Below are 17,786 nucleotides of genomic sequence, written 5' to 3'. Positions count from 1 at the left end.
AATCAAACATTTACTTATGAGCAACGAGTTACAAAACATAAAAAACCGCTTTGGAATTATCGGAAATTTTCCGGCACTTAACCGGGCTTTAGAAAAGTCTATCCAGGTAGCACCTACGGATATTTCCGTTTTGGTGATTGGAGAAAGTGGAGTGGGAAAAGAATTTATTCCAAAAATCATCCATTCAGAATCGAGACGAAAGCATCAACCTTATATTGTAGTTAACTGTGGAGCTATTCCTGAAGGAACTATAGACTCTGAATTATTCGGACACGAAAAAGGAGCTTTTACAGGGGCTACCGCCACTAGAAAAGGATATTTTGAAGTAGCTGATGGCGGGACTATATTTTTGGATGAGGTGGGAGAGCTTCCCCTACAAACACAGGTTCGTCTTTTAAGGGTACTGGAAAGTGGTGAATTTATGAAAGTAGGTTCTTCACAGGTTCAGAAGACCAACGTAAGGATTGTAGCCGCTACCAACGTTAATATGATGAAGGCTATTCATGACGGAAGATTCCGTGAGGACTTATATTACCGTTTGAATACCGTTCAGATAGATATGCCTCCTTTAAGAGAACGGAAGGGAGATATTCATTTGTTATTCAGAAAATTTGCAATAGATTTTGCAGAGAAGTACAGAATGCCGGAACTTGAATTGGAACCCAGTGCCGTTCATTATATTGAAAATTATTCTTTCCCGGGAAATATCCGTCAGTTAAGAAATCTTGTGGAGCAGATGACTGTGGTAGAGAGGAATAGAAATATCACAGCCGAGAAGCTTGCAGAATATATCCCAATGGAAACGCATCTTCCGATGGTGGTCAATAATCAAAATACACCCAAGCAAAATGATTTTGGAAGTGAGAGGGAGATTATGTACAAAATTCTCTTTGATATGCGAAATGATATCAATGATTTAAAATCCCTAACTTCGGAATTGATAAAGAACAGAGGAGCAGGTGACTTGAGTAATCAGGAGAAAAACCTGATCAATAGAATCTATACTCCGGAAAGCCAGCCGCAGGTAAGCCAGGGATCTTTATTATATTTTGAAAATAATAATGATACCCAGACTGTTCAGAACCCAACCATTATCTCAACGCAGGATGATAGCTATGAAGATATTGAAGACATTGAAGTGGAGGAAAATAAACCGGAATCCCTTTCTCTTCAGAATAATGAAAAAGATCTGATTGTCAAAGCGTTGGAAAAGCATAAGGGACGTAGAAATAGGGCGGCAGATGAATTGGGAATTTCACAGAGAACTTTGTATAGAAAAATAAAACAGTATAATCTGGAAGACTAATCCTGTATAAGGGAATTGGATTCTATGAAATAAAATAAAAGATGAATATTAAGATTAAAAATATTAGTCTGAAGAGACCAATATTAGTTGGGGTACTTTTCGTTTTGCTGGGAGTTCTAAACTCATGCTACAGCTTTACAGGATCATCCCTGACAGATGAAAAGACCGTTCAGATCAATGAGTTTCCGAATAATGCGGCTCTTGTAAACCCTACATTGTCCCAACAGTTTTCTACCGATATTCAAAATAGATTTCTGCAGAGAACAACATTGAAAGGGACTAAAGAAAATCCTGATATTCTGATAGAAGGGGAAATTTCAGATTACAGTATTTCTCCTACTACCATTAGTTCCAATACCCAGACAAATCCTTCTGGTGGAGTGATACAACAGGCTCAAAACAGACTTGTAATCACAGTGAAAGTACATTATGAAAATAAAGTACATCCTGATTCCAGTTTTGACAGAACCTACACAGATGAAGCTGCTTTTAATAGCAATTTATCACAAAGTGAGATCGAAGCATCTCAGGTGAAAATTGTTACAGAAAGAATAATTAATAAGATATTTAACGACATTGTAGCGAATTGGTAAGATGAATCCAAGAGTTTTAGAATTAATAAAAAATCCGAAAAATATTCAGTCAGAAGATCTTCATCTTTTGAAAGAAGAGATTCACGCTTTTCCCTATATTCAAAATATTAGGGCACTCCACTTATATGGGGTACATCTTTATGATAAAGAAAGCTATCAGAAGGAGCTTTCCTTAACGGCAGCGTACACTACAGATAAAAAAATTCTTTATCAGCTGATCAATGGAGTGATTCAGCAAAGTCCTAAACCTGAAACTACAGAAGAAAAACAGGCTTCTGAAAACGCTCAGAAATCTGCCCGATATTCTTTTAATAAAGAAAAAGTCTTTCCTATCAAAAGAGAAGAGTCTTCTGAAAATGAAGTGAAGGAAGAAGAAGGTGTTTCATGTGTTCTGGAAGCCTCACAAAGTATTGAACCTATTTATGTTAACGGTGAACGTAACAGAATTCTTTTTGAAGGAGAAGAGAATTTTCTTGATGAAGAGCATACGGAAAAGATTGATCTTGAATCTACCCTAGAATCAGGGACGTTGGTTACTCAGAAACCTGTATCTCAAACAGTAGCAGAAGATATAAAAGAGGAGGAAAAAGAAGAAAATACAGGAGAAAGTTTCACGCCTGAAACCATTATTAATGAAGATGAAATTTCTTCAGAACCTGAAGAAGAGGAGATTGAGAAAGAAGAGGAAGTAAGCTTCCACGAAGTAGAAGCCATAGCACCGGAACTTACCGTTGAGGAAGAAACCGTTCGGGAGCATGAGGAGGTAGAGGAAAATATAGAAGAAGCCAATACCGTTTCTGATAAAGAAGAAATTGCTGATGAACCTGAGGCCGAAATTAGTTTCCATGGGACAGATTCATTTATGCCGGATGTCAAAATTCAGGTAAATGAAGAAGAAACAATAGAAAACACGGAAATTTCACAACCTAATGTAAACAAGCATGAAGACGAAATGAGACGTCTGATTGAAGAGGTTGAGAAAAAAATGAAAGAGGCTAAAGTTGTTCCTCAGGAAGAAAAAGAGGAACCGGAAGTCGTTGCTGATCATGAAATAAGTTTTGCAGAAACTCAAAATTTCCATTTCTGGTCCACAGAAAAAGAAGAACCTGCTAAAGAGGAGCCTTCACAGACAGCTCCGGTAGAAGAAAAAGATGAAATTTCTTCAGAACCTGAAGAAGAGGAGATTGAGAAAGAAGAGGAAGTAAGCTTCCACGAAGTAGAAGCCATAGCACCGGAACTTACCGTTGAGGAAGAAACCGTTCGGGAGCATGAGGAGGTAGAGGAAAATATAGAAGAAGCCAATACCGTTTCTGATAAAGAAGAAATTGCTGATGAACCTGAGGCCGAAATTAGTTTCCATGGGACAGATTCATTTATGCCGGATGTCAAAATTCAGGTAAATGAAGAAGAAACAATAGAAAACACGGAAATTTCACAACCTAATGTAAACAAGCATGAAGACGAAATGAGACGTCTGATTGAAGAGGTTGAGAAAAAAATGAAAGAGGCTAAAGTTGTTCCTCAGGAAGAAAAAGAGGAACCGGAAGTCGTTGCTGATCATGAAATAAGTTTTGCAGAAACTCAAAATTTCCATTTCTGGTCCACAGAAAAAGAAGAACCTGCTAAAGAGGAGCCTTCACAGACAGCTCCGGTAGAAGAAAAAGAGGAAATTTCTGAACCTGTAGAAGTACCAGATACTATAGAAGTTATACAGGAAGAAGAAGCCGTTTCGGAAATCCAGTCTGGATGGAAGCCGATGAGCCTTGAAACCAATATGCCGGATTCCTTAATTGCTAAACCTGGAAAAGTTTCCGAACCTAAAATAGAAGCGTCATTACAGGATGAAACTCCTGAAATGGAGGCAGAGACAGAGGGGAAAAGTGAGAGTGTCACAGCTGTAGAAGAATTTGAAAATATAATGGAAGTATCTGATACAGAGGTTGTACAGGCTATAGAAGAAGCTCCCGAACTGCCGGAAGATGATGCCCCTGAAAATGCTGAAGATAGCGCTCATACACAGGTGGCAAAAGAAGAAGCTCCGGTGATGAATGTGTCATTCTTCGGGACTGATATTTCAAGTTTGAGGGTTTCGGAAGGAAGGAAAGAAGCTAATGAAGATTCAATGAAAGAAGAAACAGTGCAGGAAGTTCCGGTACAGAAAACGGTTCAGCCTGTTGTAGACAGCAATGTTCCCGGTTTTATCAATACATGGCAAAGCTGGCTGAAAATCGACAGACCGGAAGAGGTTGAAAAAGAAAAACCTGAAAAGAAGATAAAAGTTATTGATAACTTTATTGAAAACAATCCTAAAATCAGTCAGTTAAAAGAAGAAAGTTCTTATGTCGTTAAAGAGAAGAATGATGATATCTCCCATTTGATGACAGAAACATTGGCTAACCTTTATTTTGAACAAAAGCTATATACAAAAGCGATAAAAGCATTCGAGATATTAATTAAGAAAAATCCGGATAAAAAAGGATATTTTGAATCTAAAATCAAGGAAATAAAAGATTTTAGAAGTAAAAACTAAAAAAATGTGCTGTCCGGGAGACAGCACATTTTTTATAAGGTATCATGAGGCTCTTTACGGCCCCGTAACTTCTTCCAGGCTTTCCGTCCGAAGACAACTACCAGAATAATAAGTAAGACGGCTAAAATAGCCGCTACGACCGGCATGGCCATTGCCAGGATAGACATCACACCTGCTCCTGCAGTCTCAGTAGTTCCCACGATGGGGTTTCCCAAACCTCCGGTTGTTGCTGTAGAGGCAGCACGTATTCCTGCGAAACCGGAACTTATCGTTGCGGCTGTTCCCCCTCCTGCAATAAGAGCTAACGCCCACTGGGGAAATGTTTCCAGGCCTGCAAACTGACTGGCAAATAATACAGATCCGGCTACGGCAGCCATTGGAACAGAAACCGTATCCAGCAAATGATCTATAAAAGGAATATAATAGGCCAGAATCTCCGCTATAGTAGCAATACCGGTGGTAATGAGTGCCGGCAGACCGGAGAGCCATTCAAAATTTTCACTCATAGGAATCCAATGGAAGTAAGAAGCCAGGCTTACAAAAAACATGGGAAGAAAGACTCGGAATCCTGTGGCTGCAGCCAATCCAATGCCGATAAAAGCACTGAGAATGTAAGAAAAATAGGGAATATGGTCTAACATATTAATTTTCAGATTTATTGTTTCCCTTAAAATTACAAAAAGTATCCCACTTAATGAAAACTTAAATTCATAAAGATAAGTGGGTGAAGATGCCTCAAGTATGGTTTCAAAAAAGAAGATGATAAAAACAGAAATCTGCTTACCCTATAAATCTGAATGCCAAAATAGCATTTACAAATTTTATTGAATAAGCAGATATCTGTATGGTATATATTGCCGTTATGGCTTTTTTTGTGCTTCGCAGAGCTTGATAAACTGGGCCTCTACATCCTGATATTTTTGAGGCATTTCCGAGGAAACCCAAAATAGCATAGCAAGGGTTTTGTCTCCGAATGCGGTCTCAAATAACCCTTTGTTCAGACGGTAACATTCTCTCAGAAGTCTTTTCAAACGGTTTCTGTGAACCGCTTTTTTAAAATATCTTTTAGAAACAGAAACCCCGAACTTGACGCTTTCTACCGGAAGATTAGGCTTATCTTTTAAGATGATTATTCTTAGATTTCCACAGGTTCTCCATTTACCTTTTTCGAAAAGTAAAGCGATCTCTATATTTTTTTTGAGTTTTTCAGCTCTGGGGTAGGTAAAATTTTGCATTAATCTTGTTTCAATAAATAATTGATGACTTCAGAGGCTGCATACAGACCGAAAATTGCCGGAATATAGCTTATAGTGCCATAGAAAGATCTTTTGTAATTAGCTCCATCGGTCATCTTAAGGCTTTCCTCATTTTGAAGTTCGTTGGAAAAAACACATCTAAATCCTTTATTAATTTTTTCTTTTTTAAGCCTCTTTCTTATTTGTCTGGCCAGGAAACAGTTTTGTGTTTTACTGATATCTCTTACCATAACCTTGCTGGGATCGGTCTTTCCACCGGCTCCCATAGAGCTTACAAGTTTTATTTTTTTTCTTTTAGCGGCCCGGATAAGGCATAATTTAGGGGTCACACTGTCAATACAGTCCAGGATATAACTAAATTTACCTGAATCAAGCACTTCATCCATTCTTTCAGGATTCAGAAACTCATTGATTTTAATTAATTTTATCTCGGGATTGATGTCCAGAAGTCTTTCTGCAACTACTTCTACCTTATGTTTTCCAATGGTAGAATGCAAAGCCGGAAGCTGCCTGTTGATGTTTGTGATGTCTACGGTGTCGCCGTCTACAATCGTCATGCTTCCTACTCCCGCTCTTGCAAGAAATTCTGCAGCAAAAGAGCCAACTCCTCCCAGCCCTACAACCAGGACATTTGCTTTAGTCAGCTTTTCCAATCCTTCATCTTTAACTAAAAGCTCAGTTCTCTCGAGCCAGTATTTATCCATTTTTTATAGTGTGTAAATTTTCTAAAATTTGTTCATTGAGCTGTTCCAAAGAAATTCCCTTTATTTGTGATACTTTCAGATATAATTCTTCAATACCAAAATCTTCATTGTCCGTTTCTAAAAAGAATTTGTCTAATGGTGTGTTCTTTAAAACATTCTGCAAAGATAAATTATACAAAACAGCTTTTCCAAAACTCAGGTAAAAATTATGAGCCAGCAGGTCATCTGCAATTTTTTGTTTTTTGTTAAAACCATGGATAATCATAGCTTGTTCAGCCTTTTTTTTAAAAGAAATGACTTCGTAAAATTTTTTGACACAGTGAATAATGACGGGTTTTTTTACCTCATTGGCTATTTTGATCTGTTCCCAAAAGACATCCTCCTGAATTTTCTGATGAATCGCCACCAAAGAATCTAAACCGCACTCTCCAATAGCAAAGCCGTTTTGCGATATTGTATTTCTTACCCAGCTGAGCTGTTCTTCAATATTGTTAACGTCAATGTCTTTAGGGTGAATTCCTATTGAATATAGGGAATCTGATGGAATTTCTTCAATATTTACATTGTAAATTCCATATCCGGTGTTTTTTTTATGATGATGAAAATCAAAAAATTCCATCCTCAAAAATACTATTATTTAGAATTAATATAAAATTATTAAACAAACGTTTACAAATGTGTTAAAAATTTCTTAACTTTACTCAAAGTGCACTTCATGAAGAAAAAATTTACAGAAAAACAGATTCACATTTTAGACATTGCTGAAGAATTAATAGCAAAAAAAGGATACGAGGGAACTTCTGTAAGAGATATCTGCTCAAAAGCAAATATCAACGTAGCAATGATTTCCTATTATTTTGGTTCTAAAGAAAAGATGATGTCTTATCTCTACCAATATAGAGTGCTGAAAACCAGAGAGAATTTTTCAGAATTTGCAGATACAATCAAAGAAGGAAAGCCGGAAATGCAGATGAGAGAAATGATCAAATACATTGTATCACAGCTTTTCAAATACAATTATTTTCATGGCTTTGTTACGCAGGAACTTCGTCATACGGAAAACCTGAAGGATGAGCTGCTAGACTTCTACCAGCTGTTTGTAAGAAAACTGGATGAAGTCATAAAAAAAGGAGTAGCATCGGGAGTTTTTACTTTTACCCCGAAACCTGAAGATATTCTTACCATGATTATAGGGTCCACATTATTTGTGATCCGAAATAAAAACTTCTATGAACTGTATGTCCCAAGTAAAAATGAGGAAACCTATGCGAAAGAAGCTGAAAAGAAAGTGAGAATGAATCTTTTATTGAGTGTTTTTGCAATTTTGGGATACGCTGCAGACTAAAATTACGTTAAATATTCATAAAAAAAAATCTATTGACAAAAAAGTTATATTTTTGCAAATTAGTAAATCGGCTGTCTAATCCGAAAACTGTTGAATTTTTTATATGAAAAAATATATTTTAGGGCTGTTTGCTGTAGCAGTGGTTGCTTCATGTGCAAGCCGTCAGGAAAAAGCAATGAAGAGTGCTGATAAAGATTTTATCTTAAAAGCAGCGAATGACAACTTTGCTAAGAAAAAGTGGAAAAACGCACTGGCTCTTTATGACAGACTTACCAATCTGGTAGCAGGAACAGATGATTTTCCCAACGTAGGTTTCAATACAGCCTATGCAAATTATTACGATAAAAGTTATAAACTGGCAGGACACCAATTTAAAAATTTTGCGGTCAACTTTCCAAAAGATCCCAGAGCAGAAGAAGCAGCTTATATGTCTGCATTATGCTACTATGAAGGATCAATGGATTATAACCTTGACCAGTCCAGTACAGAATTAGCAATTAATGAACTTCAGGATTTCCTTACCAATTATCCAAATTCTGAAAGATCTAAAAATATCAGCCAGCTTATTGATGAGCTGACTTATAAATTAGAGTTTAAAGCCTATGAAAATGCAAGACAGTATTTCAAAATGGGCCAGTACAAAGCAGCGTATGTAGCACTTGAAAATGTGTTGGAAGATTTTCCGAGTACAAAACTTCGTCCGAAAATTTATGATTATATCATGAAATCTCGTTATGAATTAGCTGCAAAGTCTGTTTATGAACTTAAAGATGAGCGTATTGAAAGTGCACTAGCCTACACGAAGGTGGTAGAAAAAGAATTGCCTAATACGGAATATTCTAAAACGGCGGTAGATCTGCGTGGGAAATTGGAAAAAGAAAAGAAAGATTTCGTTGTTGTTAAAAAACAGGTGGAAGCTAGAATTGCCACTTTGAACGCAAAACAGAAAAAAGAGGAAGCAAAACTGGCTGAAAAGAATAAAACAGATCAACAAATCAAGGATCAGATCAGTAATGAAAAGAAAGCAATGCAGATCCAGAGGGATAGTGCGGCACTTAATACCCCTCCTCCAGCGGCGACTTTCAAAATTAAAAGATAATTCGTAAATTTGCCACCTTATAAATAAAATAATTTTCTCAAAATGAGTGTAAAAGATACAAAAGCCGAAGTAAATACTATTACTTACGACAAAGATAAGATTGAAGATAAAGTAGGTTCAATCTACGAAGCTATTGTTATCATGGGAAAGAGAGCAGAGCAAATCAATGCGGAGATCCGTACGGAACTTCACAATAAATTAGATGAATTTGCTGTTCACAATTCTACATTAGAAGAAGTTTTCGAAAACAGAGAGCAAATTGAAATCTCTAAACACTACGAAAAACTTCCGAAGCCAACTTCAATCGCTATTGAAGAATGGTTAAATGAAGATATTTATTTCAGAAAAACAGAAGAAAGAAAATAATCATCTGTATTTTTATAGACAAAGGTCATAAAGGAACTCGGTTCTTTTATGACCTTTGTTGTTTTAAACCCTGATTGTGGGAAAAAATAAGTATTTTAGTGTTTCAAAAAAAATTAGAACTAAATGAGTGTTTCCGGTAAAAAGATACTTATCGCAGTTTCCGGAGGGATTGCGGCTTACAAAATTCATTTTCTGATAAGGGATTTTGTAAAGAAAGGTGCCGAAGTACAGGTTATTATGACTCCCGATGCTGAACATTTTGTAACGAAATTAAGCTTGTCTACATTATCGAAAAAGCCTGTTTACTCAGACTTTTATGGAGATAACGGAAGCTGGAACAGTCATGTAGAATTGGCACTTTGGGCAGATGTAATGCTTGTAACGCCTTGTACAGCCAATACCCTATCTAAAATGATTCATGGGATGTGCGATAATCTGGTTATTGCCACATATATGTCTGCAAAATGCCCCGTATTTATTGCTCCTGCGATGGATTTGGATATGTATGTCCATCCGTCTACAAAGAAAAATATAGAGCTTGCAGAAAGCTTCGGACATACAATAATTCCTGCAGAAAACGGAGAATTGGCGAGTGGACTTATCGGACAGGGAAGAATGGCGGAGCCTGAAACCATTTTTAATGCAGTTGAAAATTATTTTAAGCCTGAAACTACAGGAAAAAGTCTTGAAGGAAAAACAGTATTGATTACTGCTGGTCCCACATATGAGGCGATCGACCCGGTGAGATTTATAGGAAATCATTCTTCAGGAAAAATGGGTTTCTCTTTAGCTGAAGAAGCTTCAAAGAGGGGAGCAAAAGTAATTTTAATTTCAGGACCTAGTGCTCAGGTGATTCATGATAAAAATGTTGAACTTCACAAAGTCACTTCTGCTAAAGAAATGCTGGCCAAAGTATTTGAGTTTTATGATACAATAGATATCGGAATTGCCAGTGCTGCTGTAGCAGATTATGCTCCAAAAGAAGTGGCTAAAGAAAAGATCAAGAAGAATGATGAAAATCTAACGATTGAGCTGGTGAAGAATCCCGATATCTTAAAAACGATGGGCGAAAAGAAAACCCATCAGTTCTTGGTAGGATTTGCCCTCGAAACACAGAATGAAGAAGAGAATGCCAAAGGAAAGCTTGAAAAGAAAAACCTTGATATGATTGTTTTAAATTCTCTGCGCGATGAAGGTGCAGGTTTTAAAAACGATACCAATAAAATTAAAATATTTACCAAAACGGAAAAGACAGAATTTAACCTTAAATCAAAAGATGAAGTCGCCAAAGATATTCTCAACTTTGTGGAAGCTCAGCTTTTAAAATAATTTTAATAAATTTCCGTTCTCAATTTTTAATAGACAATGAAAAAAATTATAAGCTTATTTTTTCTGCTTTTTATATACAGCATTAGCTTTTCCCAGGAATTGCTGGCAACCGTACAGGTAAACTCCCAACAATTGGGAGGAAGTAACCAGCAAGCTTATAAGGCTTTGGAAAAAAGTCTCAAAGACTTTATTAATAATACCAGCTGGACAGGAAAAAAACTACAGAATTTTGAAAAAATAAAATGTGGTTTCTCTATTGTTATTTCTGAAAGAACGGATAACAGATTTAAAGGTGCTATAGTAGTACAGGCTGTACGCCCTGTTTATAGCTCAAATTATGAATCTCCGTTATTAAACCTTCAGGATCAAAGATTTGCATTCGAATATATCGAAAATGAAAATCTTATATTTAATGAAAGACAGTTTTCCGGAAAGAACCTTACCGATGTAATCAGTTTTTATATCTATCTGATCTTAGGGTATGATGCCGACAGCTTCCAGTCTATGGGTGGCTCGCAATGGTTTTCAAAAGCCCAGCAGATTGCCCAGAATTCACAGAACAGAAATTATGAGGGATGGAATACGGTAAATGAACCAAGAAGTCGTACGATACTGGTTAATGAAATTTTGAATCCTAACTGGAGCCAATTGCGTTCTGTCATTTATACCTATCACAGAGCGGGATTGGATAATCTCTTTAACCAAGACCAGGGAGGAGCCAAAAAAGTGATTTTTGATGCTCTGATGCAGCTGAAAATGTATGAAAACTCATTCCAGCAGTCATACTTCTTCAATACCTTTATGGATAATAAAAGTGACGAGATCTTCAATATTTTTAATTCAGGGAATAATGGACCTGTCAATATTAATGATCTGAAACAGACCATGATTGTTCTTTCTCCAAAAAATATTGATAATAAATGGAATAAGTGGAAATAAAAGAATTCAAACATTCAGCTATTGAATACTGAACTCTAAAATTCTATATTTGCACTACTTAAAGTAACCAGCCCTTCATCCATGCTTTCGAGAATTTATATTAAAAACTTTGCCCTGATTGATACCCTTGAAGTGTCATTGAAAAACGGTTTGCAGGTAATCACCGGTGAAACGGGAGCAGGTAAATCTATTATTCTGGGTGCTCTGAGACTTATTCTTGGAGAAAGGGCAGATATAAAATCGGTTTCGAATGCAGAAGAAAAAAGTGTCGTAGAAACTGAATTTGCACTGAATAATCAGTTTAAAAAATTCTTTATAGAAAACGACCTTGATTATGAGCTTCAGACTATTATCAGAAGGGAAATTCTGCCTTCGGGAAAATCACGGGCATTCATTAATGATGTTCCGGTAACCCTGGATGTGCTTAAAGAATTTTCATCACAGCTGATCGATATTCATTCCCAGTTTGAAACTTCCAATCTTTTTACTTCAGAATATCAGTTTAAAATAATTGACGGACTTTCTGAAAATAAGCAGATCATTGAAGAATACCAACAGGTATTTTCTGATTTCCAGAGCTTGAAACTTCAGCTTAAAAAACTTCAGACACAGCTTTCCGAGACTAATAAAGAAAGTGATTATAAAGACTTTCTGCTTAATGAACTGGAAGAACTGAAGCTGGATGAAGTAGATTACGAAGAGATGCAGAATCAGCTCGCTATTCAGGAAAATGCAGGAATGATTTCTGAAAATCTGGGTCAGATCCTATCGAGATTCCACCAGGAAGAAATCGGAATTTTAACTTTCTTTAATGAAGCGAAGAATAAACTCTCCAGGATTTCCGAGATTTCAACCAGCTTTGCTGAGTTGGATCAGCGACTGGAAACTTCTTTTGTAGAAATAAAAGATATTATTTCCGAGCTTGAAAATGAATCTGAAAAAGTAGAAATTAACCCGGAGAACTTATTACTTCTCACGGAGCTTAATAATAAAATCAATGCCTTACTCTTAAAGCATAATGTCTCAGATGTAAATGAGCTGATAGAAGTGAGGAATGAACTGGCAGGAGATCAGAAAGGCGCTTCAGAATTGGAAGCACAAATTATTGAAACAAAAGAAAATATTTCTAATAAAGAAAAAATACTTCAAACTCTTTCTGAGAAACTTTCAAAAAACAGAAAAAAGAATGTTCCTGTTTTTGTAAAAAAAGCAGAAACTCTTCTTAAAAAACTGGGCCTTGAAAAAGCAAAAGTAGATATAGAGCTCCTTGATATTCCTGAATTTAATGCTTTCGGAAAAGAAAATATTCAGCTTTTATTTCAGGCGAATTCGGGATTCCCGTTACGGCCTATTCAAACGGCTATTTCCGGTGGAGAAAGATCGAGGGTTATGCTGGCCGTAAAGAAAATTATTGCTGAAAGTGATGATCTTCCCACTCTTATTCTGGACGAAATAGATACCGGAGTTTCAGGGAAAGTGGCTGAAGAAATCGGAAACCTTATGAGAGAGATGTCTAAAGATATGCAGTTGATTGTTATTTCTCATTTGGCACAGGTTGCTGCAAAAGGAAACGATAATTATAAAGTGGTAAAACAGGATATTTCAGGAAGAACCCAATCTACAATTATTCCTTTAACCGATGATCAGAAGCTAACCGAAATAGCACAATTACTTTCAGGAAGTAAAATTACAGAAGCTGCTTTAGCACAGGCTAAAGAATTGATCGGTTAAAAAGTGCTCACAGGCTTGTAGATTACCATTCTGTTACGTACCTTAATTCAAAAAAATAAACATGAGTTTAGAATCGCAAAATGTTACGGATTACCCTAACACGAATACCATATTCATGGTGTGGAGGCTTAATGATGTTCCACAGCTGAAAGATGTTTTCCAGGAGCTATGTGCTTTGGTTTTAAATCTTAATAATTCTGTTTTCAACAGATTCCCGGGCAGCAGAGCAAGCTGTGTGATGGGAATTGGCTTTGAAGCATGGAAAAAGCTAAGTCTTCCTACTCCTATGCCCAAGGAACTTGCGAATTTCGAAGAGATAAAAGGGATAAAGCATACTGCTGTTTCTACTCCCGGAGATTTGCATTTTCATTTAAGAGCAGACAATCAAAGTGTTATATTCGATATGGGTGTTGAAATCTCAAAACTATTAAGTTCCGTAGCAGAAAGTATTCTGGAAATTCATGGATTTAAATATTGGGATGCAAGGTCTATTCTTGGTTTTGTAGACGGAACAGAAAACCCACACGGAGAAGACCGTGATTATTTTGCGAAAATTGGAAATGAAGATTCTCAATATCAGGGAGGAAGCTATCTTTTTGTTCAGAAATATCTTCATAATATGGATGCCTGGAAAAGTCTTTCTACAGAAGACCAGGAGAAGGTAATCGGCAGATCAAAGGAAAATGATATTGAAATGTCTGATGAAGTAAAACCTTCAAACTCACATATTGCTTTAGCGAATGTAGAAGGAGAGAATGGTGAAGAACTTAAGATTGTAAGAGATAATATGCCTTTCGGAAACCCTTCTAAAAATGAATTTGGAACCTATTTCATTTCTTATGCAAGTACTTTTACCACTACGAAAAAGATGTTGACCCATATGTTTATTGGAGATCCTCCGGGAAATTATGACCGAATTTTAGACTTCAGTACAGCGGTAACGGGTACGCTCTTCTTTGTTCCAACCAGAAATATGCTTGACGAATTTTCAGGATAATATAAGAAAAAAGGCTGCTTCTTTACGGAGGCAGCCCTTTTATCAATTACTTACAGAGATGATATCAAATGACAATCTCAATCACACATTCCGATAGGAAGTTGGCACATGACAGTCTGGGAACATGGATAGTCTGTTTGTGCAACGCAACATGCCGAATATCCATTATAATAAGCAGGATATTTAAATTTCCCCTGGCAGTTTGATGCTGAATTTCCGCCTAATACTTCCTTTAAGCTTTGTCTCTTTAATTTCTTTAGGTTTTTCATGGCTTTTGTTTTGAAATTATATCACTAATTTATGAAAAAATAATACGCAAATCTGAATTTAATAAAAAATTGTTATTCAGTATTTTGCATCATTAAAAAAGCCTTGGGAATTCCAAGGCTTTTATTGATATATTGTGTTTGTAATCCTATTTCAGGCTTCCCACCATGTCTTCAGGTTTTACCCATTCATCAAACTGTTCGGCAGTTAAAAGCCCCAGATTTACAGCTTCTTCTTTTAACGTGGTCCCATTCTTATGGGCTGTTTTTGCAATTTTAGCTGCATTTTCATAACCAATATGAGTATTAAGAGCTGTTACAAGCATTAAAGACTTGTCAACAAGCTCTTTAATTCTCTCGTGATTAGGCTCAATTCCAACTGCACAGTGATCATTAAATGAAATACATGCATCGGCAATCAACTGGGCAGATTGTAAGAAATTGTAAGCCATAACAGGTTTAAAAACATTAAGCTCATAATTTCCCTGAGTTCCGGCAAAAGAAATGGTGGTATCATTTCCTAAAACCTGAGCACAAACCATAGTTAGCGCCTCATTTTGAGTAGGGTTTACTTTCCCCGGCATGATAGACGACCCAGGTTCATTTTCTGGAATGTGAATTTCACCAATTCCTGATCTTGGTCCTGAGGCCAATAACCTGATGTCCTGTGCAATTTTGAATAAAGATACGGCAAGCTGTTTTAAAGCACCATGACTTTCAACAATGGCATCATGAGCAGCAAGAGCTTCAAATTTATTTTCTGCAGTAATAAAAGGCAGGTTGGTGAATTTTGCAATATGCTCAGCTACTTTTACATCATAGCCGTTTGGAGTATTTAACCCGGTTCCTACTGCCGTTCCACCAAGTGCAAGTTCAGAAAGGTGAGGAAGTGTATTTTTTAAAGCTCTTAAGCCAAATTCCAGCTGAGCGACATATCCTGAAAATTCCTGTCCAAGGGTAAGTGGAGTAGCATCCATCAGGTGGGTTCTTCCGATTTTTACAACATCCTTGAATGCTTTGGATTTTTCAGATAATGTATTTTTTAATTTTTCTACAGCAGGTATCGTTACTTCCACTACTTTTTTATAAGCAGCAATATGCATCGCTGTAGGATAGGTATCATTGGATGATTGAGATTTATTGACATCATCGTTTGGGTGGATTTCAGATTTCTCTCCTAAAGTACCCCCATTATTGACATGTGCCCTGTTGGAAACAACTTCGTTGACATTCATGTTTGACTGAGTTCCCGACCCGGTTTGCCAAATAACCAGTGGGAACTGATCATTAAGTTTTCCTTCCAGAATTTCATCACAGACCTTAGCAATCATATCCCTTTTTTCAGCAGCAAGAACTCCCAAATCGCTGTTGGCGTACGCTGCTGCTTTTTTCAAATAGGCAAATGCTTCAATGATTTCGTGGGGCATTGAACCCTCAGGACCTATTTTAAAATTATTTCTGGAACGCTCTGTCTGTGCTCCCCAAAATTTGTCTGCAGGTACCTGAACTTCGCCCATGGTGTCTTTTTCTATTCTGTAATTCATTGTGATTGAAATTTTTATAAAGTTACTGATAACACCAGAATTTCGCAATTTATAATCATTATAAATATCAATTTTAATGACTGATTTTACTCATATTTTTTTACGGTAGCCGTATTTTTGTGCAAACAAAAAATTGAATGGAATTTAGATATCAGGATCCGTATCCAATTCAGAAAGATGATACGGTGTATAAAAAGCTTACATCAGATTATGTAAAAGTTGAAAAATTAGGAGACAGGGAAATCTTAACTGTAGATCCTAAAGGGTTGGAATTACTTGCTGAGGAAGCTATGGCTGACGTTTCTTTTATGTTACGTTCTTCTCACTTAGAGAGTCTTAGAAAAATTATTGATGATCCTGAAGCTACGGACAATGACCGATTTGTTGCTTATAACCTGCTACAGAACGCTGCAGTAGCTGCAGAGGGAGCTCTTCCTTCTTGTCAGGATACAGGAACAGCAATTGTAATGGGTAAAAAAGGAGAAAATGTATACACAGGAGTAGACGACGGTGAATTTTTAAGCCGAGGAATTTTCAATACCTACCAAAAAAGAAACTTAAGATATTCTCAGGTGGTTCCTTTAACTATGTTTGATGAGAAAAATTCAGGATCCAACCTTCCGGCACAGATTGATATTTATGCTAAAAAAGGAGATTACTATGAGTTCTTGTTTTTAACAAAAGGAGGAGGTTCTGCCAATAAAACATTCCTGTACCAAAAAACAAAATCTTTACTGAACGAAAAATCTCTTGAAGAGTTTATCAAAGAGAAAATTTCAGATCTTGGAACGGCAGCCTGCCCTCCGTATCACCTTGCTTTAGTCATTGGAGGAACTTCTGCAGAAGCGAACCTTGCGGCTGTAAAGAAAGCTTCGGCTAAGTATTATGATCATCTTCCGACGGAAGGAAATGAAGCCGGACAGGCGTTCAGAGATCTTGAATGGGAGGCTAAAGTTCAGAAAATATGCCAGGAAAGTGCTATTGGAGCACAGTTTGGTGGAAAATATCTTACCCATGATGTAAGAGTGATCAGGCTTCCAAGACACGCAGCTTCATGTCCGGTAGGAATGGGAGTTTCTTGTTCTGCAGATAGAAATATCAAAGGAAAAATTACAAAAGAAGGAATTTTCCTTGAGCAATTGGAACAGGATCCAAAGAGATTTTTACCAGCTACCCCTCCCCATTTGGAAGAAGCGGTAGAAGTTGATTTGAATAAGCCTATGCAGGATATTTTAGCTGATCTTTCAAAATATCCAATCAAAACAAGACTAAAATTAAATGGGACCCTTATCGTAGCAAGAGATATCGCTCATGCTAAGATTAAAGAACTGATAGATAGTGGTAAACCAATGCCAGAGTATTTCAAAAACCACCCGATTTACTATGCAGGACCTGCAAAGACTCCGGAAGGAATGGCATCAGGAAGTTTCGGACCTACTACCGCAGGAAGAATGGATGTGTATGTTGACGAGTTTCAAAGCCATGGCGGAAGTATGATCATGCTGGCTAAAGGAAACAGAAGTAAAGATGTTGCAGATGCATGTAATAAATACGGAGGATTCTATCTTGGATCTATCGGAGGGCCTGCAGCTATCCTTGCAAAGGATAATATTGTATCTGTAGATGTTGTGGATTTCCCGGAATTAGGAATGGAAGCTGTAAGAAAAATTGAAGTAAAAGACTTCCCTGCATTCATTATTACGGATGATAAAGGAAACGATTTCTTCGCAAATCTTGCCCACTAGTTAGTTTAAAATTAAAATAAATTATAAAATAGAGCC

17 protein-coding genes are annotated in these 17,786 nt (G+C 36.8%); 11 read left to right on the top strand and 6 right to left on the bottom strand.

Going from position 1 to position 17,786, the window contains the following annotated elements; translation table 11 throughout:
• The first annotated feature begins 16 nt into the window (after positions 1-16).
• From JML65_RS13435 to JML65_RS13425, 3 genes are read left to right on the top strand one after another with little or no spacing between them, the layout of a single operon-like run.
• Complete coding sequence (locus JML65_RS13435; protein WP_047491911.1) at positions 17-1,306, top strand: sigma-54 interaction domain-containing protein; 1,290 nt, start codon at positions 17-19, stop codon at positions 1,304-1,306.
• 41 nt (positions 1,307-1,347) lie between these two features.
• A complete protein-coding gene (locus JML65_RS13430; protein ID WP_047491908.1) occupies positions 1,348-1,899 on the top strand; it encodes an LptE family protein in 552 nt (183 codons plus the stop codon).
• A gap of 1 nt (position 1,900) precedes the next feature.
• Complete coding sequence (locus tag JML65_RS13425) at positions 1,901-4,429, top strand: hypothetical protein (RefSeq protein WP_202271142.1); 2,529 nt, start codon at positions 1,901-1,903, stop codon at positions 4,427-4,429.
• 32 nt (positions 4,430-4,461) lie between these two features.
• On the opposite strand, the gene JML65_RS13420 is transcribed toward JML65_RS13425, so the two are convergent.
• The 4 genes from JML65_RS13420 to JML65_RS13405 form a co-directional block, all read right to left on the bottom strand.
• On the bottom strand, positions 4,462-5,070 hold the full coding sequence (locus JML65_RS13420) for a DUF4126 domain-containing protein (protein ID WP_047491903.1): 609 nt from the start codon (positions 5,068-5,070) through the stop codon (positions 4,462-4,464).
• Positions 5,071-5,289: 219 nt separating this feature from the next.
• The gene (gene rnpA / locus JML65_RS13415; protein WP_047491900.1) at positions 5,290-5,664 is read right to left on the bottom strand and encodes a ribonuclease P protein component; all 375 of its coding nucleotides are present in this window, start codon (positions 5,662-5,664) and stop codon (positions 5,290-5,292) included.
• Positions 5,664-6,389, bottom strand: a complete 726-nt coding sequence (locus tag JML65_RS13410; RefSeq protein WP_202271141.1) for a ThiF family adenylyltransferase — start codon at positions 6,387-6,389, stop codon at positions 5,664-5,666. Before JML65_RS13410 ends, rnpA begins: the two co-directional genes overlap by 1 nt.
• Positions 6,382-7,008 carry a TatD family hydrolase gene (locus tag JML65_RS13405; RefSeq protein ID WP_202271140.1) on the bottom strand — a complete coding sequence of 209 codons (627 nt, stop codon included), beginning with the start codon at positions 7,006-7,008 and terminating at the stop codon, positions 6,382-6,384. Before JML65_RS13405 ends, JML65_RS13410 begins: the two co-directional genes overlap by 8 nt.
• A 96-nt stretch (positions 7,009-7,104) precedes the next feature.
• On the opposite strand from JML65_RS13405, the gene JML65_RS13400 reads away from it, so the two are divergent.
• The 7 genes from JML65_RS13400 (at position 7,105) to JML65_RS13370 (ending at position 14,195) form a co-directional block, all read left to right on the top strand.
• Positions 7,105-7,734 (top strand): TetR/AcrR family transcriptional regulator, encoded by a 630-nt coding sequence (locus JML65_RS13400; RefSeq protein WP_047491889.1) that lies wholly within the window; start codon positions 7,105-7,107, stop codon positions 7,732-7,734.
• A 103-nt stretch (positions 7,735-7,837) separates the two neighbouring features.
• Positions 7,838-8,833: an outer membrane protein assembly factor BamD gene (locus JML65_RS13395; RefSeq protein ID WP_047491885.1), complete on the top strand. Its 996-nt coding sequence runs from the start codon at positions 7,838-7,840 to the stop codon at positions 8,831-8,833.
• A 42-nt stretch (positions 8,834-8,875) separates the two neighbouring features.
• Positions 8,876-9,199, top strand: coding sequence for a DNA-directed RNA polymerase subunit omega (locus JML65_RS13390; protein ID WP_027378789.1), 324 nt, complete (start codon positions 8,876-8,878; stop codon positions 9,197-9,199).
• 123 nt (positions 9,200-9,322) lie between these two features.
• On the top strand, positions 9,323-10,528 hold the full coding sequence (coaBC, locus tag JML65_RS13385; RefSeq protein WP_202271139.1) for a bifunctional phosphopantothenoylcysteine decarboxylase/phosphopantothenate--cysteine ligase CoaBC: 1,206 nt from the start codon (positions 9,323-9,325) through the stop codon (positions 10,526-10,528).
• 36 nt (positions 10,529-10,564) lie between these two features.
• Positions 10,565-11,467 carry a DUF4835 family protein gene (locus JML65_RS13380; RefSeq protein WP_047491877.1) on the top strand — a complete coding sequence of 301 codons (903 nt, stop codon included), beginning with the start codon at positions 10,565-10,567 and terminating at the stop codon, positions 11,465-11,467.
• An 81-nt stretch (positions 11,468-11,548) separates the two neighbouring features.
• Positions 11,549-13,198 carry a DNA repair protein RecN gene (locus JML65_RS13375; protein WP_202271138.1) on the top strand — a complete coding sequence of 550 codons (1,650 nt, stop codon included), beginning with the start codon at positions 11,549-11,551 and terminating at the stop codon, positions 13,196-13,198.
• Positions 13,199-13,259: 61 nt separating this feature from the next.
• Positions 13,260-14,195 (top strand): Dyp-type peroxidase, encoded by a 936-nt coding sequence (locus JML65_RS13370; protein ID WP_202271137.1) that lies wholly within the window; start codon positions 13,260-13,262, stop codon positions 14,193-14,195.
• Between the two features lie 77 nt (positions 14,196-14,272).
• On the opposite strand, the gene JML65_RS13365 is transcribed toward JML65_RS13370, so the two are convergent.
• Positions 14,273-14,464: a bacteriocin-like protein gene (locus tag JML65_RS13365; protein ID WP_123863272.1), complete on the bottom strand. Its 192-nt coding sequence runs from the start codon at positions 14,462-14,464 to the stop codon at positions 14,273-14,275.
• A gap of 146 nt (positions 14,465-14,610) precedes the next feature.
• Positions 14,611-16,005 carry a class II fumarate hydratase gene (fumC, locus tag JML65_RS13360; protein WP_115916917.1) on the bottom strand — a complete coding sequence of 465 codons (1,395 nt, stop codon included), beginning with the start codon at positions 16,003-16,005 and terminating at the stop codon, positions 14,611-14,613.
• A 137-nt stretch (positions 16,006-16,142) separates the two neighbouring features.
• On the opposite strand from fumC, the gene JML65_RS13355 reads away from it, so the two are divergent.
• Entirely contained in the window at positions 16,143-17,750 is a 1,608-nt protein-coding gene (locus tag JML65_RS13355; RefSeq protein WP_202271136.1) for a fumarate hydratase, read from the top strand.
• Positions 17,751-17,786 lie beyond the last annotated feature (36 nt).

Source organism: Chryseobacterium sp. KMC2 (assembly GCF_016756935.1).
Classification (GTDB): Bacteria; Bacteroidota; Bacteroidia; order Flavobacteriales; family Weeksellaceae; genus Chryseobacterium; species Chryseobacterium rhizosphaerae.
This window is presented reverse-complemented; position numbering and strand designations above follow the sequence as displayed.